Source organism: Paracoccus bogoriensis (assembly GCF_019431455.1).
GTDB classification, from domain to species: domain Bacteria; phylum Pseudomonadota; class Alphaproteobacteria; order Rhodobacterales; family Rhodobacteraceae; genus Paracoccus; species Paracoccus bogoriensis.
Genome location: NZ_JAHYSR010000001.1, coordinates 1 through 20,692 on the forward strand (window position 1 = coordinate 1; position 20,692 = coordinate 20,692).

Annotated in this window: 19 protein-coding genes; 9 read left to right on the forward strand and 10 right to left on the reverse strand. The window is 66.1% G+C overall.

Annotated elements, in window-relative coordinates; translation table 11 throughout:
- Positions 1-162 precede the first annotated feature (162 nt).
- The 3 genes from KY389_RS00005 to KY389_RS00015 form a co-directional block, all read right to left on the reverse strand.
- Entirely contained in the window at positions 163-657 is a 495-nt protein-coding gene (locus KY389_RS00005; RefSeq protein ID WP_281426497.1) for a transposase, read from the reverse strand.
- A 304-nt stretch (positions 658-961) separates the two neighbouring features.
- On the reverse strand, positions 962-2,563 hold the full coding sequence (locus tag KY389_RS00010) for a PAS domain-containing protein (RefSeq protein ID WP_219828665.1): 1,602 nt from the start codon (positions 2,561-2,563) through the stop codon (positions 962-964).
- A 77-nt stretch (positions 2,564-2,640) separates the two neighbouring features.
- Positions 2,641-3,972: an ActS/PrrB/RegB family redox-sensitive histidine kinase gene (locus KY389_RS00015; protein WP_219828666.1), complete on the reverse strand. Its 1,332-nt coding sequence runs from the start codon at positions 3,970-3,972 to the stop codon at positions 2,641-2,643.
- 90 nt (positions 3,973-4,062) lie between these two features.
- Here KY389_RS00015 and KY389_RS00020 point away from each other — a divergent pair, with 90 nt between their 5' ends.
- A complete protein-coding gene (locus KY389_RS00020) occupies positions 4,063-4,692 on the forward strand; it encodes an SCO family protein (protein ID WP_246587856.1) in 630 nt (209 codons plus the stop codon).
- A 135-nt stretch (positions 4,693-4,827) separates the two neighbouring features.
- Positions 4,828-5,379, forward strand: a complete 552-nt coding sequence (locus KY389_RS00025; RefSeq protein WP_219828668.1) for an ActR/PrrA/RegA family redox response regulator transcription factor — start codon at positions 4,828-4,830, stop codon at positions 5,377-5,379.
- 506 nt (positions 5,380-5,885) lie between these two features.
- Here the strand turns inward: KY389_RS00025 and KY389_RS00030 are convergent.
- Positions 5,886-6,554, reverse strand: a complete 669-nt coding sequence (locus tag KY389_RS00030; protein WP_219828669.1) for an SDR family NAD(P)-dependent oxidoreductase — start codon at positions 6,552-6,554, stop codon at positions 5,886-5,888.
- 16 nt (positions 6,555-6,570) lie between these two features.
- The gene (locus tag KY389_RS00035) at positions 6,571-7,947 is read right to left on the reverse strand and encodes a cryptochrome/photolyase family protein (protein ID WP_219828670.1); all 1,377 of its coding nucleotides are present in this window, start codon (positions 7,945-7,947) and stop codon (positions 6,571-6,573) included.
- A gap of 158 nt (positions 7,948-8,105) precedes the next feature.
- On the opposite strand from KY389_RS00035, the gene cobA reads away from it, so the two are divergent.
- Both cobA and KY389_RS15605 read left to right on the forward strand, forming a co-directional pair.
- The gene (gene cobA / locus KY389_RS00040) at positions 8,106-8,861 is read left to right on the forward strand and encodes a uroporphyrinogen-III C-methyltransferase (protein WP_343222857.1); all 756 of its coding nucleotides are present in this window, start codon (positions 8,106-8,108) and stop codon (positions 8,859-8,861) included.
- A 124-nt stretch (positions 8,862-8,985) separates the two neighbouring features.
- Complete coding sequence (locus KY389_RS15605) at positions 8,986-12,288, forward strand: M10 family metallopeptidase C-terminal domain-containing protein (protein ID WP_219828672.1); 3,303 nt, start codon at positions 8,986-8,988, stop codon at positions 12,286-12,288.
- Here the strand turns inward: KY389_RS15605 and queG are convergent.
- From queG to KY389_RS00065, 4 genes are all read right to left on the reverse strand, one after another.
- Positions 12,285-13,295 carry a tRNA epoxyqueuosine(34) reductase QueG gene (gene queG, locus KY389_RS00050; RefSeq protein ID WP_343222871.1) on the reverse strand — a complete coding sequence of 337 codons (1,011 nt, stop codon included), beginning with the start codon at positions 13,293-13,295 and terminating at the stop codon, positions 12,285-12,287. The genes KY389_RS15605 and queG overlap by 4 nt on opposite strands.
- A gap of 103 nt (positions 13,296-13,398) precedes the next feature.
- A complete protein-coding gene (gene fzlA, locus KY389_RS00055) occupies positions 13,399-14,085 on the reverse strand; it encodes an FtsZ-binding protein FzlA (protein ID WP_219828674.1) in 687 nt (228 codons plus the stop codon).
- A gap of 61 nt (positions 14,086-14,146) precedes the next feature.
- Positions 14,147-14,860 carry a monofunctional biosynthetic peptidoglycan transglycosylase gene (gene mtgA, locus KY389_RS00060; RefSeq protein ID WP_246587866.1) on the reverse strand — a complete coding sequence of 238 codons (714 nt, stop codon included), beginning with the start codon at positions 14,858-14,860 and terminating at the stop codon, positions 14,147-14,149.
- Between the two features lie 85 nt (positions 14,861-14,945).
- Positions 14,946-15,245, reverse strand: coding sequence for a PRC-barrel domain-containing protein (locus KY389_RS00065; RefSeq protein ID WP_219828675.1), 300 nt, complete (start codon positions 15,243-15,245; stop codon positions 14,946-14,948).
- Positions 15,246-15,414: 169 nt separating this feature from the next.
- On the opposite strand from KY389_RS00065, the gene KY389_RS00070 reads away from it, so the two are divergent.
- Genes KY389_RS00070 through KY389_RS00080 form a run of 3 tightly spaced genes read left to right on the forward strand, consistent with a single transcriptional unit; the run spans position 15,415 to position 18,377 of the window.
- Positions 15,415-15,969 carry a GbsR/MarR family transcriptional regulator gene (locus tag KY389_RS00070; RefSeq protein WP_219828676.1) on the forward strand — a complete coding sequence of 185 codons (555 nt, stop codon included), beginning with the start codon at positions 15,415-15,417 and terminating at the stop codon, positions 15,967-15,969.
- 4 nt (positions 15,970-15,973) lie between these two features.
- Positions 15,974-17,359 carry a cytochrome ubiquinol oxidase subunit I gene (locus KY389_RS00075; RefSeq protein WP_219828677.1) on the forward strand — a complete coding sequence of 462 codons (1,386 nt, stop codon included), beginning with the start codon at positions 15,974-15,976 and terminating at the stop codon, positions 17,357-17,359.
- Positions 17,360-17,363: 4 nt separating this feature from the next.
- On the forward strand, positions 17,364-18,377 hold the full coding sequence (locus tag KY389_RS00080; RefSeq protein WP_425517125.1) for a cytochrome d ubiquinol oxidase subunit II: 1,014 nt from the start codon (positions 17,364-17,366) through the stop codon (positions 18,375-18,377).
- A gap of 54 nt (positions 18,378-18,431) precedes the next feature.
- Here KY389_RS00080 and KY389_RS00085 read toward each other — a convergent pair whose 3' ends face one another.
- On the reverse strand, positions 18,432-18,824 hold the full coding sequence (locus KY389_RS00085; protein WP_219828678.1) for a hypothetical protein: 393 nt from the start codon (positions 18,822-18,824) through the stop codon (positions 18,432-18,434).
- Positions 18,825-18,987: 163 nt separating this feature from the next.
- Between KY389_RS00085 and KY389_RS00090 the strand changes: the two genes are divergently transcribed.
- A complete protein-coding gene (locus KY389_RS00090) occupies positions 18,988-19,827 on the forward strand; it encodes an XdhC family protein (protein ID WP_219828679.1) in 840 nt (279 codons plus the stop codon).
- 42 nt (positions 19,828-19,869) lie between these two features.
- Positions 19,870-20,691 carry a glycosyltransferase family 2 protein gene (locus KY389_RS00095; protein ID WP_219828680.1) on the forward strand — a complete coding sequence of 274 codons (822 nt, stop codon included), beginning with the start codon at positions 19,870-19,872 and terminating at the stop codon, positions 20,689-20,691.
- The last annotated feature ends 1 nt before the right edge of the window (position 20,692 follow it).

The window sequence follows — 20,692 nt, forward strand, 5'->3', positions numbered from 1 at the left end:
TCGAAGCTCGCCCCGACCGCGTCGCGCGCCTCCTCGACCGCCGCGTTCAACTCGGCCGTGCTGGCCAGCGCGACCGGAGATGTGGTAGCTGTCTTCATGGTGCTGCTCTCCGTTTGGATTGGACACCCCGAGCCTACGGCTCAGCGAGAGCAACGCCACCCCTCACCCCACGAAGTTCAACATCGGGCGGGACATTCCCCGAGGAAGGTTAAAGCCCATAACGCTGAAAAGCGTCTTCTCGCACCGCAAGACGATGCGGCGGAGGTTCGATCCTTTGGAAGCAGTTTTCGACCTTGTGACGCTCGACATAAAGGTCGAGATCGAGGAATGGCTTGACCGCGCGGGATGGCTGGCTTGGATATGGGCCTGTGCTCCACGGCCTCCTTTGATCTTCTTGCGCAAGGCGGCCGAGTCATGGGCGGCATCGGCAATAATGTGGCAAACGCCCTCGAAGCCGTCGATCAGCGCGGTGGCCTGTGAGCAATTGCCACGCTGCTCGGTCGTCGGGATCAGTCTCACCGGCAACCCCAGCGCAGCGACGGCAGCGTGGATCCTGATCGGCAACCCACTATGCCGACCTCCGAGGCCGTGATTTTGAGCCCCTCTTCCGTCCGCCCCGTCCGCGAGGGCTGTGCATTTTGCATGTGGTGCTATCAATCAGGACATATTCCAAGTCGGGTTTTTTGCCTAATGGCTTGAAAAAGACGATCCCAAGCCCCGTCATGGCCCGGCGTCGGAACCGCGATGCACGCCTGTTCGCCTGACGAATTCAGTAGGCCGTCCGCGTTAACCACAGGACCGCATCCGCAACCGGCCGATTGTCCGCACGGCGGACCTTCGCGCACCGGAAGGTGCCCCTCGATCCGCACCCGTTGTTCATCGTTCAATGTCCGCAAGAGGCCTCTGTTTTTCGATCTTGAAGCACAACTCGCCTCACATGGGGCCCTGAATGCAACAAAACCTAGCCGAGCTTGGCCGCTCCGCTCAGATCGGTCGCCTGGTCCAACGCCAGCAGCGCTTCCGGCGCGGTCAGGCTTTCGACGGCGGGCTGGCGGAAGCGCAGCATCACGCGCCCCCCTCCAAGATGCGAAACCGCCCAGCCCAGAAGCTGACCCTGTGGGCCAGCCAACGCGCCGCTGGCGCGCGGCGCATCCTTGTCCTGCAGCGCCGCACACAAGGCCGCATGACCCGCACCGGCAGCGCGATTTCCGGCCCAGAGTGTCATCGCCTCGGGCAGATCGGTCGCAGCATCGCCCCAAAGCGCGCGATAGGCCTGGTTCGCCATCACCATCTTGCCACCAGGGGCAAAGACGACCAGAGCATCCTCGATCCCGTCCAGCACATGGCTGCCCAGCATCAGCTCAGCCCGGAATTTGCGGGTCAGGCTGACCTCGGACGTGATGTTCTCGAACAGGAATGCCACTGCACCATCAGGATGCGGGCGGCCTGTCACGCGATAGGTCTGGCCGCCGGGAAGGGACCAGGTCTCGACATGGTGGCCGGTCGCGGCGGCGCTTTCCAGGTTGGCCATGTGCTGACGCCAGCTGCGGTAATCCCTGGGCTCGGGGACCATGCGCTGTTCACGCAGTTGGTCGAGAAAGTCGAACAAGGTCGGGCGCGCGGTCAGAAAGCCTGTCGGCAGGCCGGTCAGGTCGATCAGCGCCGGATTGAACAATTGCAGGTTTCGCTGCCGATCAAAGATTGCAAGCCCGATCGGCAGATCGGCAAAGGTCTTGGTCAGGGTCTGCACGAATTCACGCAGGCTGCGTTCGGCACGCACCGCCGCATCGGCGGGCAGGGCGAACATCATCACCTCGTTCCCCATCCGGTGGCTGTGGCAATCATACCAGGAGACGATGCCGTTATCCTCGAGCGCGGCGCGGCGGGTCGCGGTCCCGGCGCCGGGAACGGGCTTCGGCGCGTCCAGAAGGCGCGGCAGGGGCCAGCCCAGAGCGCCGTCGGCCCGAGCCTCGGCACGGCGCAGATAGGCGGCGTTCGCCCAGGTGATGCGCTCGTCCTCGTCCTGGCGCCAGACCAGCATCGGTGTCTGGTCCAGCGCGCGGCGCAGCAGGTCCAGCTCTTCCTCCATCGCATGAAGCGACATCGAATCGACCACGATGCCCGCATGTTCGGCCTGGGGATCGGTGACGGTCAGCCGCCACATCCGGTCGCCCAGATCCTCGGCCACCAGCCGCAGGGTCGCGCTGCCCCGCCCCTCGGTCCCGGTCATTTCGATCCGGCCCAGCCGTTCAAGCTGACGCATTCGGGCGGGCGCCTCGGGGAAGCGGGGACCAAGCCATTGCTGCAGCCGCGACCAGTCGTCGCCCGGCGCGCCGATCCGGTCCAGAAGCCCGCGCGCGGGGGGCGTGGCGTCGATCAGGCGAGTCTGGCGAAACAGGAACACCATTGGCTGGATCGCCGCATCCAGACGATCGCGCGCCCCGGCGCCAGAGCCGCGGTGCACGCCTGCGACATTCCACAATCTGATCGTTGCCACCGCCAGGATCACAGACAGGGTTCCTGCCAGAACTGCCGTGGCGACCAGACCGATTCCTTCGCTCAACATGCCCAGCCCTCGTGCCTGTTGCAGACCGCTTTGCGGCGAATGTTGCACAGCTTGCTTAAGAATGGGTTAAGCGATCAGCGGTCGATATGCGGATTTTCCGCCAGAGCAAGTCGGTCTTCGGCCCGGATACGGTCCAGAGGCCAGCGGACAGAGACGATGGCGCCCGGTCCGCCATTGCCGAAACTGAGCCTTGCGCCCGACCGTTCCAGCAGCGTCTTGGCGATGAAGAGGCCAAGGCCCATCCCTTCGTAGCTGCCGCGCTGCGCCTCGGCCCGGCGCGAGAGATAGGGATCGCCAAGCCGGGACAACAGCGCAACGGGAAAGCCCGGACCATCGTCGCGAATCGTCACGCCAAGGCTGGTCCGGGTCATCTGGGACTCGACCACCACGCGGCTTTCGGCGAAATCGACGGCGTTCTGAATCAGGTTCCGCAGCGCGTGGATCACCGCCGGATCGCGCCGGATCACCGGACCGTCGGCCTTGATCTCGACCACGGGGCCGCGTTCGGCATGAGGGGCTGCGGCATCCTCGATCACGGCGCGCAGCGGGGCTGCGCGCATGTGCAGGTCGTCCTTGCCCGCCCGGCCCATGCTGCGCAGGATCTCGGCACAGCGATCGGCCGAGGCCTTCAGCGCTGCGGCATCGGCGCACAGGTCGGGGCGGTCCTGCAATTCGTCGGCCAGTTCGCCCGCGATCAGCTTGATTGTGGCCAGCGGTGTGCCCATCTCATGCGCCGCGGCCGCGACGACCCCGCCCAGATGTTGCAGCCGCTGCTCGCGCGACAGCGCCATCTGGGTGGCGAAAAGCGCGTTCGATGTCGCCTGCAATTCCGCCGTCACCCGGTGCGCGTAACCCGCAAAGAACACGACGCCGATGACCAGAGCGACCCAATGGCCCAGCGCCAGGATCGGCTCCATCCGCAGGATCTCTCCGTCGGGGCCACGCAGGGGCAGGCCGAACAAGGCCGCGACCGAGATCAGCGCCACCGTCGCCAGGCCCAGCGCCAGGACCTGCCGCCCCTTCAGCGAGGCCGCCGCAATCGTCACCGGCGCCAGCACCAGCAGCGCAAAGGGATTTGCCATGCCGCCGGTCAGCGCCATCAGCGCCGAGTTCTGCACCAGGTCGAAGCTGAGCTGCGCCACTGCTCGCCCCGGCGAGGTGCGTTTCGGCGGGCGCAGAAACAACCACAGGTTCATCGTGATCGAGGCCGCGATCAGCAGCAGGACCGGCGTCTTGACAAAGCCGATTCCCATGAGCCACGCCACGATGACCGCCGCCATCTGGCCGCCGATGGCAAACCAGCGCAGCAGCACCAGCGTGCGGATACGGATGGGTTCGGCCTTGTGCTGGTCGGTCATCACGACCGGCGCTTCAAGACTGGCCGCGGCCTGGGCGTTTTCCGTCATCGTGATGTCCCTGCGGCGGTCTGTGCCTTGATAACGGCGGCACGATCAGCCATCAATGCGCCGAATTGGCGCGCAAGGATGGTGAAAGTCATGGCTGATCGCAAGATCCTGATGTTCGGCGCTGCGGCGGCAATCGGCGTTCTGGCGGCCGGGGGGCTGTTTCTGACCCAGCAGCGCGCCGGTGATCCCCTGGCGCAATGCCGGGGCAGCGCCGTGGCCGGAGGCATGGACAGTTTCGGCACCGACTTCACCCTGACCCGCCATGACGGCCAGCGCGTCACCCAGGACGAGGTTTTCACCAAGCCCTCGCTTCTCTATTTCGGCTATACGTTCTGCCCGGATGTCTGCCCCCTTGATACGGCGCGCAATGCCGAGGTGGAGCAGATCCTGGCCGCGCGCGGCGTCGATATCCAGAATGTTTTCGTTACTGTCGATCCGCGTCGTGACACAGCCGAGGTTCTGGCCGATTATACCAGCCTGTTTTCCGACGACATGATCGGCCTGACCGGTTCGGACGAGGAAATCGCGCGCATCAATCAGGGCTGGCGAAATTACTACAAGGCCCATGACGAGGAAGATCAGCAATATTATCTGGTCGATCACATGACCAATACCTATCTGGTCATGCCCGGAAACCGGACGGTAGAGTTCTTCTCTCGCGAGGCAACGGCCGAGCAGATGGCCGACCGCGTGGGCTGTTTCGTGGATGCCCTGTCCTGAGGAACCGCGCAGGCGGCGCCCGAAAAGAGGATCGGTCGCAGCGGCCCTCTGGCACAGGGACGACGTTTTGTCGCAACTCTTTGCCTTGCAGGTCGTGGGTCACTACATCTCGTTTCTATCATTCAGAGGCGCGCGATGGACAATGTGACCCACCCGATTGGACCCGATCCCAGTCTGCTGCTGGTCGATGATGACGAGATCTTCGTGACACGCCTGGCAAGGGCGATGGAAAAGCGTGGCTTTCAGACGGAAACCTCGCTCAGCGTTTCGCAGGCCTTGCGCCAGATCGAGCGCAAGGCCCCGGCCTATGCCGTGGTCGATCTGCGTCTTGAGGACGGGAACGGCCTGGACGTGGTCGAGGCCGTGCGCGAAAGGCGCGAGGATGCCCGGATCATCGTGTTGACCGGGTATGGCGCCATCGCGACGGCCGTTGCGGCAGTCAAAATGGGCGCCACGGATTATCTGGCCAAACCCGCTGACGCGAATGACGTGACTTCGGCGCTTCTGGCCAGCGGAGAAGTTTTGCCTCCGCCGCCCGAGAATCCCATGTCTGCCGACCGTGTGCGGTGGGAGCACATCCAGCGCATTTACGAGCAATGCGATCGCAACGTCAGCGAAACGGCGCGCCGACTTCACATGCACCGCCGCACGCTTCAGCGGATCCTGGCCAAAAGAGGACCACGCTGATTCAGGCGGATGGTCAAATTACCACGTCCTGAAATATAAGAGCAGGACGTTTTGGGGGCAGCCGGTTCGGGGGCCTGAAGCCTTCAGAAAGCGGCTTGGCGGGGGGCGGCGCGGGGGGCGGCGTCTGATGGCGAAGCGTTCTTTCTGGCTGTGGCGGGCTTCGGTTCCTGCGGCCTGAACGTCGCACCGCAGTCACGCCGACCAGAACTATTTTCGTCGGGGCCCTTCCATCAGGAACTGGCGACGGGGGGCAGAGGTCTGCGGCTATTGCCAGGTGGAATACCGCATCGACCTGCCGATCACCGATATCCTGCCAATTGCGCGGGGCGAGGTTCATCCGTTCCGTGCCCGGGTTCGCCAGCAAACGGGCTTCGTGCCGAGATGGAACCTTGCCAAGGTTCTGCTGAGGCCGGACGGGCAGATCATTGTCATCTTGAGTTCCTTTGCCCAGCCGGGCGCAGAGGCGATCCCTCAGCGATTCGCGCCGCATCTGCGCGGCAGAGCCTCTACCACGGCACTGTCTGACCCTTCCAGTCGCGAAAGCTGCCCGTATCCTCGGGGGTCAAGGTCTCGATCACGCCCAACAATGCGCGCGCGCTTTCATCGGGGGTGATCGTCGGATAGCGCGCGGCATATCTTGCAGTCAGTGGCGTGGCCACCGTGCCGGGATGCAGCGCGACCAGCACGGCGCGGGGATTGCGCCGCCGCCACTCGATCGCGGCGGTGCGAATGATCTGGTTCTGCGCGGCCTTGGCGGCGCGATAGGAGACCCAGCCCCCCAGGCCGTTATCTCCGATCGAGCCGACTCGCGCCGAAAGCGAGGCCAGCACGGGCCGCCCCTCGCGCGACAGAAGCGGCGCGAAGTGGCGGATGACCAGCGCGACACCCGTGGCGTTCAGCGCGAATTGTGCGGCCATGGCATCCGGGTCCAGCGCGTCCATGGTCTTTTCCGGCTGATGCCCGTCGATCACCAGCGCCCCGGTTGCGTTGAAGATCAGGTCGAATCGGCGATCCGCCAGCGCCTGCGCATGGGCAGCAACGCTTTCGGGGCGTGTCAGGTCCAGCCCGTCACCGCTGCGCGACAGCCCCGTGACCGCCACCCCCGAGGCGCGCAGGCGATCCATCAGCGCCGCGCCGATTCCGCCCGAGGCCCCAAGGATCAATGCCCTTTCCATTCTGCCCTCTCCTCTGTCAGGATTTCAGCTGCTCGTAGGCCGTCAGCGCCCGCGCGCGCCCCTTCTCCAGCGAAATCGAGGGCATGGCCCGCCGCGTCAGGTCGATCTGCCACGAACGCGGCGCGGCGTCGGCGAAATCGCGCGCGCCCTGGCCTGTCGGTTGCATCCAATGGTCGCGATAGGCGCATTGCGGATCGAACTTGTCGCCCTGACTTTCGGGATTGAAGATCCGGAAGAAAGGTGCGGCATCCGGCCCGCAGCCCGCCACCCACTGCCAGTTCATCGCATTCGAGGCCGGATCCCAGTCGGTCAGGCAGCGCGCGAACCAGTCCAGCCCGACGCGCCAATCGGTCAGCAGGTGCTTGGTCAGGTAGCTTGCGGTGATCATCCGTACGCGGTTGTGCATCCGCCCCGTTGCGTAAAGTTCTCGCATCCCGGCATCGACCATGGCGACGCCCGTCTGGCCGCGCCGCCAACATTCCGCATCGGCATTGTCGCGCTTCCACGGGAAGCGGTCCCATTCCTCGCGCCAGCATCGCTGATCCATCTGCGGCGATTCGTGCAGCAGGTCGCGGGCGAATTCGCGCCAGGCGAGTTCCGACAGAAAGCCTTCGGCGCCCGCCCGGCCGTCCTGAAAGGCGGGCAGGGTGCGGTGCCAGACGCGCCGGGCGCTGATCTCGCCCACGGCCAGCGCATCGGCCAGACCGGATGTGGCGCGGGGCCGGAAGGGGTGATTGCGATGGGTGTGGTAATCCCGCAGCGGGCCATCCAGAAATTCCGACAGCCGTTGATGCGCCTCGTCCTCGCCGGGGCGGGTATGGCGGGCGACCACGTCCCAGCCTCGGTCCATCGCCGCCCGCGCCTCGGGCCAATCCAGGCCATCGCTGTGGGGCCAGTCGTCGGGCGAGGACAGGCGGGGCGCTTCCTGCGGCGGAGCGATGTCCTGCTGGCGCAGCGCCTTCCAGAAGGGGGTAAACACCTTGTAGGGTCCACCCGTCTGCGTGCGCAGGCTGGCCCGTTCCACCAGATCGGCCAGCGGATGCAGATGCAGGCTGGCGCCGCCGCGCTCGACCGCCGCCCGAAGCCCGTGATCCGAGGCAAAGGGAAAGCCGGTGCTGGCATGAACCTGCCTCGCGCCGGTTTCGCGCAGAACGGCCTCGATCACCTCGGCGGGGGGGCCGCGCCGGACGATCAGGCGGCTGCGGCGCTGGCGCAGACTGGCGTCCAGACGCGGCAGCGACAGGGCCTGTCGCATGGCGCTGGCCGGGTGGTCCGCGGCTTCGGCCGGATCGAGGATCACCAGCGGGATCACCGCGCCCGCCTGGGCCGCCGCGATCAGCGCGGGGTGATCGTCAAGACGCAGGACGCGCCGGAACCAGCAGATGACCGTCATGTTTGCCCCCTTCCGTTGCATCACCACGCCCGAAAGCGTCGAAAAGTTTCCCGATCACGCCCTGCTTTCGGCGGCAAGGGGATGCGTGCCATTGTCACACCGGGCTGGGCTGCTATAGCTGTCGGCCTGACAAGGCCAGCACAAGGATGCCCCACAGCGTGACCGAAACGCCGCCAGGAACCGGGCTTGTCTCGCTGGTCTCTGCCGGGCCGGGCGATCCCGAATTGCTGACGCTGAAGGCCGCGCGGCGTCTGGCCGAGGCCGAGGTGGTCCTGTTCGACGACCTTGCCTCTGGCCCCGTGCTGGATCACGCCAATCCGGATGCCGAACTGATCGCGGTGGGCAAGCGCGCGGGCCGTCCCTCGGCGCGGCAAGAGGCCGTGAACCGCCTGATCCTGGACCACGCCCGGTCGGGGCGCCGCGTCGTGCGGCTGAAATCGGGCGATGCGGGCATTTTCGGGCGGCTGGAGGAAGAGTTGGTCGCGCTGGCGCAGGCCGGTATCCCGTTCGAGATCGTGCCGGGCGTCACAAGCGCCAGCGCGGCGGCAGCAGCAGCAGGGATGCCGCTGACGCGGCGCCTGACCGCGCGGCGGCTGCAATTCGTCACCGGCGCCGATGTGACCGGCCAATTGCCGCAGGATGTGAACTGGGCGGCGCTGGCCGATCCGCAGGCCACGACGGCCGTTTTCATGGGTCAACGCAGCTTTCCCGCGCTGGTCGCGGGCCTGCGCGCGCATGGCCTGCCGGGCGATACGCCTGCCCTGTTCGCCGAGGCGGTAGGCCATCCCGGACAGCGGCTTGAGCCGACCACGATCGAGGCACTGGCCCGGCGGCTGGAGGGTGTCGTACCCGACCAGCCCGCGCTGATTCTCTATGGCCCCCTTGCCTTGGCCGAGGCGGGAAAACAGGCTTGACCCTGCAAGATCCTCCGATCTGCTAAAATGCAAGCAAAAGCGGGTCTGTTCAGCCTGCGGCGATGCCCCCATCCTGTGAGTGCCTGGCCGGTTCCGTCCGGGTTCATCACGGGCATTGAACACCATGATTGCCTATCGCCACGTGACAACCTTCGGTGTCACGCAACAACGTTGGCTGTCCAAGGTCACCGATCTGGCGATTGCTGGATCGGATGGGCGGTTCATGCTGTTCGCCGCCACTCATATCGGCGGCGGAGTGACCAGCTATGCGATCAGCGATCCCGACTTGCCGCTGCAATTGCTGCGAAACCGGGCCTATCTGGACAATTTCACCTATTCCGGCGCGCCCGAGATCACGCTGCTGTCGCTTGGCGGGCGCAACCTGCTGCATCTGGGTCAATTGGGCGGCGCGACCAATCTGGGGCTGGCCTATCGGATCGACAATGGCGCGTTGCCCAATTTTGGCACGGCCTTCCCCTCGGGCCTGCCGCCGGGCCGGATCACCGCGATCGAACAGCTGTCGCTGCCCGGGGGCGAGTTCGTGCTGATCGCGCAGGGCGGGCTGACGCTGAGTCTGCATCGCGTCGCTGCGGATGGCGCGCTGACGCGGCAATCCTCGCTGACGATCCCGATGCCGGACCGGGCCATGCCCGGCGCCCAGATCGACCGGCTGGCCGTGGCGCAGGCCGAGGGCCAGACCATCGTCGTCACGATCTCGGGGAAGGGCAATTTCCTGTCCACGCATCTGGTTTCGGATAGCGGGCATATCGGGCCGGGGAACCTGCATGTTGCGGCGCGGGGAATGGGATACGACCAGCCCTCGCAGTTGAAGGTGGTCGAGGTGGGGGGCAGCACCTTCGTCATTCTGGGCGGGGGCGGGTCAAGCTCGATTTCCGTTTTCCGGCTGGATGGGCAGGGGCGTCTGACCGGCACCGATCACATCATCGACGAGCGCACGACCCGCTTTCAATCTGTTACCGCCATGGAAAGCGTCGTGGTGGACGGCCGCAGCCTGCTTTTCGTGGGCGGTGCGGATGACGGGATTTCGGTCTTCACGCTGATGCCCGACGGGCGGCTGCTGCACCTGCTGACCATCGAGGACACGAACGGCACCACGTTGGCCAATGTCAGTGCGATCCGGGCGCTGGTGGTCGAGGGGCGGGTGATGCTGTTCGTAACCAGCGCGACCGAGACAGGGATCACGCAATTTGTCTTTGACCCCGGCCGGATCGGTCTGACGCGCCAGGTCGGCGCGGGCGCCCAGAATGGCACCAGCGGCAATGACCTGCTGTTGGCGGGCGCGCAGACCACGCGCCTGTCGGGCGGCGCGGGCGATGACATCCTGGTGTCCGGGGGGCGCCCCATCAGTCTGACGGGCGGCGCCGGGGCCGATCTGTTTGTCGTGACGCGCACGCGCGGCACCGTTACGATCACGGATTATGAACCGGGTATCGACCGACTGGACCTGTCCCTGCTGGGCAATATCCGCAGCATCTGGCAGTTGCGTTTCATTCCGACCAGCACCGGCGTCATGATCGTGGCGGGCGACATGGTGATCGACGTGCAGACCCGCAACGGCCGGTCGCTGACCATCGCCGATTTCTCGAACGAGATGCTGTTCCCGGTCGCGCATTACCTGCTGCCGGAAGTGGACCCGTCCCGTATCCGCCCCGAGGACACGCCCTCGGATATGCCCGAATGGATCTTTGGCACCGAAGGCCCTGACCTGCTGCTGGGTGGTGCCCGTCCCGAGATGATCAACGCGGGGGCTGGCAACGACACCGTCTCGGCCGGGGGTGGCAATGACACGGTGCGCGCGGGGGCGGGCAATGACGTGGTGCGCGGCGGGGACGGCAACGACCTGATCTTTGGCGGACCGGGCAACGACACGCTGTTCGGCGATGCAGGCAATGACACGCTGCACGGGGACGAGGGGAATGACACGCTCTATGGCGGCGACGGTCATGACGTGCTGTATGGAGGGGCCGGGGACGACCTGCTTTATGGCGGCAACGGCAATGACCGGCTGTTCGGCGGCAGCGGCAACGACACGCTGTCGGGCGAGGACGGAAACGACTACCTTGAGGCGTTGCAGGGCAACAACCGCCTGTTGGGCGGGCCGGGCAACGATACGTTGGTCGCGGGGGCGGGGGCCGATTACCTGAACGGCGGCAGCGGCAACGACCTGCTGCGCGGCGGCGCCGGCAATGATACGCTGTTGGGCGGGGACGGCAACGACACGCTCGAAGGCGGTGATGGCAATGATTCGCTCGAAGGCGGCGCGGGCGATGACGTCCTGTTCGGGGGGGCGGGCCGCGATACGTTGCACGGCGGGGACGGCAATGACGTGCTGTGGGGCGGGGATGGCGACGATCTGTTGTTCGACGATCAGGGCAACAACCTCTTTTACGGTGGCGAGGGGAATGACACGATCCGCGCAGGGGCTGGCCGCGACCGGATCTTTGGCGGCGAGGGGAATGACCTGGCTTTCGGCGGCGACGGCAACGATGTCATTGATGGCGGGCCGGGTGACGACACGCTGCATGGCGGGGCGGGCAATGATCGCCTGATCGGCGGGGCGGGCCATGACCGGCTGTTCGGCGGACCGGGGCATGACACGCTGTTGGGCGGCTCGGGCAATGACACCTTGATCGGCGGAATTGGCAACGATCTCTTGCAAGACCTGATCGGCAACAACCGCCTTGAGGGCGGGCCGGGCAATGACACGATCCGCGCCGGGCCTGGGCGCGACACGATCCTGGGCGGGACGGGGGCCGATCTCATCTATGCGGGCGGCGGCAGTGACCGTGTTCTGGGCGGGCCGGGCAATGACACGATCTATGGCGGTCCCGGGGATGACACGATCGAAGGCGGGATCGGCAATGACCGGATTTTCGGCGGCGCCGGCAACGATCGCCTGTTTGGCGGGCCGGGCGAGGACCGCATCCTGGGCGGTCCGGGCCATGATCTGCTGATGGGCGGGCTGGGCAACGACACCTTGGAGGGCGGTCCAGGACGGGACACATTACGCGGGGGGCCGGGCAACGACCTGCTGCGGGGGCAGATGGGGGACGATTTGCTGGACGGCGGCGACGGAAACGACACGCTGGTTGGTGGTCCGGGTTCCGATACGTTGATCGGCGGGCGTGGCCGCGACATCTTTCGCGTGCTGGACCGCAATGACAGCCGTGTCGATGCGCCCGACCTGATCCGCGATTTCACCCGCGGCGAGGATCGTCTTGACCTGTCCTTTCTGCGCGTCAGCTATGTGGGACAGGGGGGGCATTCGGGCGAACGCTCGGTCCGCTGGCAGGTCTCGGGCAACGAGACGCAAGTCTGGATCGACCTGGACGGCGACCGCCGCCCTGACATGCTGATCCGGCTTGAGGGCGTGACGGGTCTCGGCGCCGAGGATTTCCTGTTCTAGGCCTTGTCCAGCCGTGTGCAGGCCCACTGCGCGGCATCGGCCACCGTCGGATCCGGATCCTGCAGCAGCGCCGCCGCCACGGGGTGCAGCTTGGGCAGACCGGAATTGCCGATGGCATACAGCACGTTGCGGATGAAGCGGTCGCGCCCGATACGCTTGATCGGACTGCCCGAGAAACGTGCTCGAAAGGCCGGGTCGTCCAGGCCTGCCAGGTCTGCCAGCAAGGGGGCATCAATGATCCCGCGATAGCGCATCTCGGAGCCGGCCTGCGCGAACTTGTTCCAGGGGCAGACCGCCAGGCAATCGTCGCAGCCATAGATCCGGTTGCCCATCAGCGGTCGAAGCTCGGGATCGACCGGTCCCTTGTGCTCGATCGTCAGGTAGGAAATGCAGCGCCGCGCATCCAGCCGGAAAGGCGCGGGAAACGCACCGGTCGGGCAGCTATCCAGACAGCTGCGGCAGGAACCGCAATGCTCGCGTTCGGGCTGGTCGGGCGGCAGGGGCAGGGTGGTGAAGATTGCGCCCAGAAAGAACCAGCTGCCCAGGTCGCGCGACAGAAGATTGGTGTGTTTGCCCTGCCAGCCCAGTCCCGCCGCCTGCGCCAGGGGCTTTTCCATCACCGGTGCTGTGTCCACGAAGACCTTGATCTGATGCCCCGGCGCGCGCTCCAGCATCCAGCGACCCAGCTGCTTCAGGCGTTTCTTGACCAGGTCGTGATAATCGCGCCCCTGCGCATAGACGCTGACCGCCGCCCGCTCGGGCTGGTCCAGCACCGCCAAGGGATCGGTCTCGGGGGTGTAAAGTTCGGCCAACATGATGACCGAGCGCGCCTCGGGCCAAAGGGCGGCAGGGTTGGCGCGCCATGAAGTGCGTTCGGCCATCCAGCCCATCTGCCCATGATGACCCGCCTCCAGGAAAGCCGCCAGTCGCGCGGGCAGTTCGGGCAGAGCGTCGGGCCGGGTGACGCCCACCTTGGCAAAGCCGATCGCGCGGGCCTGGGCCTCGATCTCGGTGCGGGCCTGGTGCCAGCCGGTCGGCGCGGCGCCGTCCGGGGGGGTCCGGGGGGCCGGCCCCCCGGCGGTCGCGGGACGCAATTGTCCCGCCGGCGGCTTACCCGAAATCCAGCTCGGCATAATGGGGGGCCGGATGGATGCCCGGCACCTGATCGGCCAGAACGGAACGGAAGGCCGGCCGCGACTTGATCGTCGCATACCAGTCGCGCAGCGTCTCGGACCGGTCCCAGTCCACGTCCGAGATGTAATCGAGGCACGAGAAATGCGCCGCCGCCGTGAAATCGGCAAGGCTCAGCGTGTTGCCCGCCAGCCAGCGCCGTGTCTCCAGCAGGGTGGTCAGATAGTCGATATGCTCCTTGATGGCACGCAGCCCGTCCTTGACGACCCGGCTGTCGGGATAGCCCTGCCGGGTCAGCTTCTTCCAGACGCGCTCGCCCAGGATGGGCTGGGTGACTTCGGTGTTGAACTTGTCGTCGAACCAGGCGCAGAGGCGCCGGACCTCGTGGCGTTCAAGCGGCGTCTGCGGCATCAGCGCGGGCGCGGGCACGGCCTCGTCCAGATATTCGATAATGGCCTGGCTTTCGGCCAGCATGTTGCCCCGGTAGCGCAGCACCGGCAGCTTGCCCGCCGGGTTGCGCCGCTTCAGGTCGGGCGGATTTTCCCAATAGCGTTCCTCGACCAGTTCGACCTCGATCTTCTTCTCGGCCAGAACCAGCCGCACCTTGCGCGAAAAAGGCGAAAGCGCGGTGTGGTAGAGTCGCGTGGTCTGGGTGCTTGTATTCATTGACTGCTCGGAACCCCTTCGTGTCGCAACGGCGCCTTGATACGCGTGCCCCCCCGGCCTTTCAACCGCCGGACCGTTCGCGGCCGCGCGGCTGGAAGCAATCTGCCCGCCCGTCGCGCAGGATCGTGGCCGCCCCGTCCAGGATCGCCCGCGACCGGGCCGAGGCTTGATCCGTCCGCCGTGTCTTGGGCGCGGGCAGGATCGCGGCCAGCCGTGCGGCCTGCGCAGCGGTCAGCCGGTCCGGCGTTGTGCCGAAGTGATGGGCGGCGGCTGCGTGGATGCCGAAGACGCCCGGCCCGAATTCCGCGACATTCAGATAGACTTCCAGGATACGGCGCTTTGACCATAGTGCCTCGATGATCGGGGTGAGGCCCGTTTCCAGCGCCTTGCGGACCCAGCTTCGTTGCTGCCACAGGAACACGTTCTTGGCCGTCTGCTGCGTGATGGTCGAGGCTCCCCGATTCGACCCCGAGGCCACGACCTTGCGGATCTCGGACATGTCGAAACCCCAATGCAGGCAGAAATTCGCGTCCTCGGCCGCGACGACGGAACGCTGCATCACCGGCGCGATCTGGTCCAGGGGCACCCAACGGCGTTCGGCCAGCGGGTGGTCGCGCCGTTCGGCCAGCATCGTCCAGGTGACAGGCGGGTTCACAAAGGCGAAGATCGCGACCAGCCCCAGCAGGACAAGTGCCAGCCGCGATGCCAGCCAGCGCAAGGCCCGCCATCCAGCCGCCATCCAGCCGCCCCGGCGTGGGGCGGTGTCATCCGGCATATCCTCTTGCGGAACCGTGTGGGATCGGCGCAGGCGCATGAGAGCGTGTCTCACGCGCCCCGCGCCTGCGTCAAGCGTGGCGTGCTCAGCCCTGACGATGTTCGGGCAGGCGTTTCAGCTCATCCTTCGTATGGCGCGTGAGGCCGTGAACATCGCCGTTCTCGTCGCGCATCATGTCCAGATCGCGCAGCGGCACCAGGACCGGCTTGGAGCCGATCCCCAGGATTCCGCCGACATCCACGACAACGCTCATGTCGGGTCCGGCGCCGTGCGTATCGGCAATGGTGCCCACGGTCTGCCCTTCGGGGTCGTAGATCGGAGCCCCGGTCAGCACGGCCTCGGTCATCTCGTCCGGGGTCAGGCGGGGGTGATTGGCGTGGTCCATGGCATCTCCTTGTGTCTTGTCCTTTTTGTCCTGGGGCGGCCCTAACCGGGGCGCGGCGTTCTTGTTCCCGATCAGGGGGGCGAAATGCGACAATCGGCCCTGTGTTGCGCCAGCCTTTCCGCGCTATCTATCATTTCAGAAATTTCCGAAATAGCCGGAGAAACGATACATGAACATTTCTCCCCTCAGGCAGGAATTCATCCTGCACTTCGGCGAGATGGGGTCGCGGTGGGGCATCAACCGCACCGTGGGGCAGGTCTATGCGCTGCTGTTTCTGGCCGATGATCCGCTTTGCGCCGACGACATCGTGGCCGCGCTTGGCTTCTCGCGGTCGAACGTGTCGATGGCGCTGAAGGAATTGCAAAGCTGGAACCTGGTCCGGCTGCGCCACCGCCCCGACGACCGGCGCGATTTCTTCGCGACCCCCGACGATCTGTGGGAGATCGTCCGCACCCTTGTCGCCGAACGCCGCAAGCGCGAGATCGACCCCACCCTGACCAAGCTGCGCGAGCTTGCCATGACCCAGCCCGCCGAGGGCGATCTGGCCGCCCGCGCCCGCATCGACGAATTGCGCGCCGTCATCGAACAGATGACCCATTTCCATGACGAACTGAACCGTCTGGAGACCGAACGTCTGGTCGCGCTGCTGAACATGGGCGCCCGCCTCAACCGCATGATCGAAGGGGCCGGGCGCCTGATCCCCTTCCGCAAGGCAAAGGAGTAAAACAATGGATCCCCTCATCCTGTCGCGGATCCAGTTCGCGGCAAACATCTCGTTCCACATCCTGTTTCCGACCATCACCATCGCGCTTGGCTGGGTGCTCTTGTTCTTCAAGCTGCGCTTCAACAAGACCGGAGACGAGAAATGGATGGATGCCTACCGGTTCTGGGTGAAGGTCTTCGCCCTGTCCTTTGCGCTTGGCGTCGTGTCGGGCATCACCATGTCCTTCCAGTTCGGCACCAACTGGCCGGGCTTCATGGAGGTCGTGGGCAATGTCGCAGGCCCGCTGCTGGCCTACGAGATCATCACCGCCTTCTTCCTCGAGGCCGCGTTCCTTGGAATCATGCTGTTCGGCTTCCGGCGCGTGCCGGGCTGGCTGCACACGACGGCAACGGCGCTGGTCGCCTTTGGCACCACGCTGTCGGCCTTCTGGATCCTGGTGCTGAACAGCTGGATGCACACGCCTGCCGGGTTCGAACTGCGTGACGGCGTTGTGCACGCGACCGACTGGTTCGCCATCGTCTTCAACCCGTCCATGCCCTATCGCCTGGTGCACATGCTGCTGGCCTCGGGCCTGACGGTCGCGTTCCTGATCGCGGGTCTTTCGGCCCTGCGCTGGATCTGGGGCGACCGGGGGGCCGAGGTGCGCACGACGCTGCGCTTCGGCGTCATCATGGGCGCGGTGCTGATCCCGTTGCAAATCCTGGCCGGCGACTTTCACGGCCTGAACACGCTGGAGCATCAGCCCGCCAAGGTTGCCGCGATGGAAGGAAACTGGGAAACCCAGTCCCGCGTGCCGCTGGTCCTGTTCGCCATCCCCGATGAGGAAGCGCGCGAGAACCGCTTCGAGGTGGCGATCCCCGGCATGGCCTCGCTGATCCTCAAGCATGACATCAATGGTGTCGTGCCGGGCCTGAACGATTTCGTCACCGAGGACGGCGTGGTCGAGCATCCGCCCGTGGCGCCGGTTTTCTTTGCCTTCCGCCTGATGGTGGGTCTGGGCTTTGCGATGCTGGCCCTGTCCTGGTCGGCCCTGTGGTTCATGCGCCGCAAGCGCGGCGTCGAGGGTCTGCCCAAGGTCTATATCTACGCCTTCGCGGGCATGGCCTTTTCGGGCTGGATTGCCACGCTGGCAGGCTGGTATGTGACCGAGATCGGGCGCCAGCCCTGGCTGGTGACAGGCGTTCTGACCACTGCCGAATCCGTGGCCGACGTGTCGGGCGGCATGGTCCTGTCCACGTTGCTGGCCTATCTGGCGGTCTATGCCCTGCTGACGGCGGCCTATCTGGGCGCGCTGACCTATCTGGCGCGCAAGGCCAGCCATGGCGGCCGCACCACCCCCGACCCGGCGCCCCGCGATGCCGGCGTCGAAATCATGACCCCTGCGGAGTAGTGTGATGATGACCCTGTTCGGAGACCCCGCCATCTGGCTGCCCTTCGCCTTTGCGGTGCTGATGGGCATCTCGATCCTGGTCTATGTTGTCCTGGACGGCTTCGACCTTGGTGTGGGGCTGCTGTTTCCCTTCGCCGAAGCCGACGAGCGCGACCGCATGGTCGCCTCGATCGGCCCCTTCTGGGACGCCAACGAGACCTGGCTGGTCATGGCCATCGGTATCCTGCTGGTCGCCTTTCCGGCCGCACATGGCACGATCCTGACCGCGCTTTACCTGCCGGTCGCGGTCATGCTGATCGGGCTGATCCTGCGCGGCGTCGCCTTCGAGTTCCGCGTCAAGGCGCCCACGCGCCACCGGGGGGCCTGGAACCGGGCGTTCTTCGCGGGCAGTCTGATGGCTTCGCTGGCGCAGGGCTTCATGCTGGGGCTTTACGTGACGGGCCTGGTCATCACGCCTGCGACCATCGCCTTTGGCATCCTGACGGCGTTGTTCCTGACGGTGGGTTACAGCTATATCGGCGCAAGCTGGATCATCGCCAAGGCCGAGGGCGATCTGCAGCGCAAGGCCGTCGCCTGGGCGCGTGGCGGGATCTGGGGCGTGCTGTTCGGGATCGTCGCGATCTCGATGGCGACGCCGCTGGTCAGCGGACGGATCTGGGACAAGTGGTTCTCGTTCCCGGCGATCCTGTATCTGTCGCCCTTGCCGATCCTGTCGGCGGTGCTGCTCTTTGTCTTGTGGCGGGTGCTTCAGCGTCTGCCCCTGCCGGGCGACCGGTGGGCCTGGGCGCCTTTTACCATCGGCACGGGGCTGTTCATCATGGCCTTCGGCGGGTTGGCTTATTCCTTCTATCCCTATGTTGTCCCCGAGCGGATGACGATTTACGAGGCCGCCTCGGCCCCCGAAAGCCTCATCATCATCCTGGTGGGGGCGCTGATCGTCATGCCGATCATCGCGGCCTACTCGATCCTGGCCTATACCGTGTTCCGCGGAAAGGCGACGCAACTGACCTATTACTGAGCTCCGGCCCTGTCAGCCTAGCGGCCCGGCAATAGGCCGGGCCGCATTGCGTTTTCAGTTCGCGAAGGCGTCGATCAGTTCGACCACCGCCAGCACGCGCCGCGTTTCCGGGTCGATCCGATAGGCACGGTTCCCGTCGCGGTAATAGCGCCAGTCCGGGCTGGTGCGCAGGTCATGGCGGGCCGGGTCGCGGATCAGGACGTAATCGCCGATGCGCAGCACATCGCCCACGCGCGGGCCTGATGCGCCTTGGCGCGCCTGTCCTGGCGGCACACAGGGCGGGTTCTTCTTGGCCAGACCCGGCGGGCAATGCCCCGCCTGCGCCAAATGGGCGTGATGTGGCCCCTTGCCGTTTCCCTTGCCCGGACCCGCCAGCGCCGGGGGCGCGCTAAAGGCCAGGGTCGCCGCGACAAGGGTGGCGACGGAGGACATGGTCAGCCTGGTCATCTTTCTCTCCGTATCCGGACAAGCTGTGGCAAGGATAACCCCTGCGGGTCGCCACGGTCCCGTCACGCTTTCGCAATCGGCGGGGTTTTGCCGGATTTCTGGCAATCGTGCGGCGCTGTGCCTATCTTGCCGGACAGCCCATTCCAGCAAGGACAAGCCCCGCATGAACTCTCAGGATATGGCCGCTCTGCGCCTTGTGGCCAGGTCCGGGGGCGCGCTTTGCACGCTGATCGGGATCGAGGGCAGCTTTTCGCGCGCGGTGGGTGCTCATCTGGCGGTGGCATGGGGCGGGCGGATACGCGGATCGCTGGCCGATGGCTGTCTTGAACAGGAACTGGCGCTTCAGGCGCAGCGGCTGCGGGGACAGGCTCCGCGAGTCCTGCGTTATGGGCGCGGTTCGGACATCATCGACTTTCGCCTGCCCTGCGGCAGCGGGCTGTCCATCCTGATCGACCCTGCCCCGGACCGCCGCGCGATCCGCACGGTGCTGTCGGCCCTGCGCGACAGGCGGCCTGCGCTGCTGGCTCTGCCCGACCCGGCCGGAACGCAGCATGTGTGCCTGCCGCCTCTGCGGCTGGAGGTCTTCGGCGCCGAACCCGAATGTCAGGCAATGGCGCGTCTGGCTCGCGGGATGGGGATTGCTTGCGCGCTGAACCCGTCAGGCCGCCCGCCGGCCCGCCGCCCCGATCCCTGGACCGCGGTCCTGCTGCTGTCGCATGAGCACGAGCGCGACGAGCGCATCCTGGACTGGGCGCTGGACAGCGATGCCTGCCACATCGCCGCCATCGGCGGGGCCCGCGCCCGCCAGCGCCGGACCGCACGCCTGGCTGACCGGCATGACCCGGCCAGCCTGTCGCGCCTGCACAGCCCCGCCGGCCTGATCCCCGCCGCCCGCGATCCCGCGACGCTGGCCTTGTCGGTGCTGGCCGAGGCCGTGGCCGCCCATCAGGCGCATGTCACGGCCGCGACGACCTCGCAAGGGGCCACCTTGACCGGGGGTTAAGGCTATGGTCCTTGCAGCAGAAGGCCCGGACAGGAGACGCGGATGAGCCAGAGCACGCTGCCGGTATCGGCATTCCTCATCTGCCAGAACGAGGAAAAGGTGATCGAGCGCTGCATCCGCAGCGTCGCCTTCTGCCGCGAGATCGTGGCCGTCGATTCCGGCTCGACCGACCGCACGATCGAGATCTTGCAAGCCCTGCGCGCCGAGGGCCTGCCGCTTCGCATCATCCACGAGCCCTGGCGCGGCTTTGGCGCGCAGAAGCAATTCGCGCTGGACCATTGCACGCAGGATTGGTGTTTCAGCATCGACAGCGACGAACGGGTCAGCCCGCGCCTGTCGCGTGCCTTTGCGGGGCTGCTGGACGATCCCGCCGTCGATGGCTGGCGGATCACCCGCTACGACTATATCAACGGTTACGGCTACGTGCCCCCCGCCGCGCGGGAACGCTATCACAACCGGCTGTTCCGGCGCGGTAAGGGCCGCTTCGACACGGATGCGCTGGTCCACGAGGGCATCCTGATCGAAGGCAAGGTTCGCAAGGCGCGCGAGGGCGGCCTGCTGCATTACAGCCCGATCCCGCTGCATGACCAGATGCTCAAGGAAAACCGCTATTCCAGCCTCAAGGCGCAGATGCGTCGGCGCGATGGCAAGGGCGCGCGGCCGTGGAAGATGATCGCCAGCCCGCCGGTCTTTTTCCTGCGCTGGTATCTGGGGCACGGGATGTGGCGCTGCGGCTGGCCGGGTTTCATCCACTGCGCCAAGGGGGCGGTCTATTCCTTCCTGACCGAGGCCAAACGCTACGAGGCCGAGGCGGTCGAACGTGTCCCGGTGATCGAGCCCGTCGAGGGGCTCGATCGTTACTAGC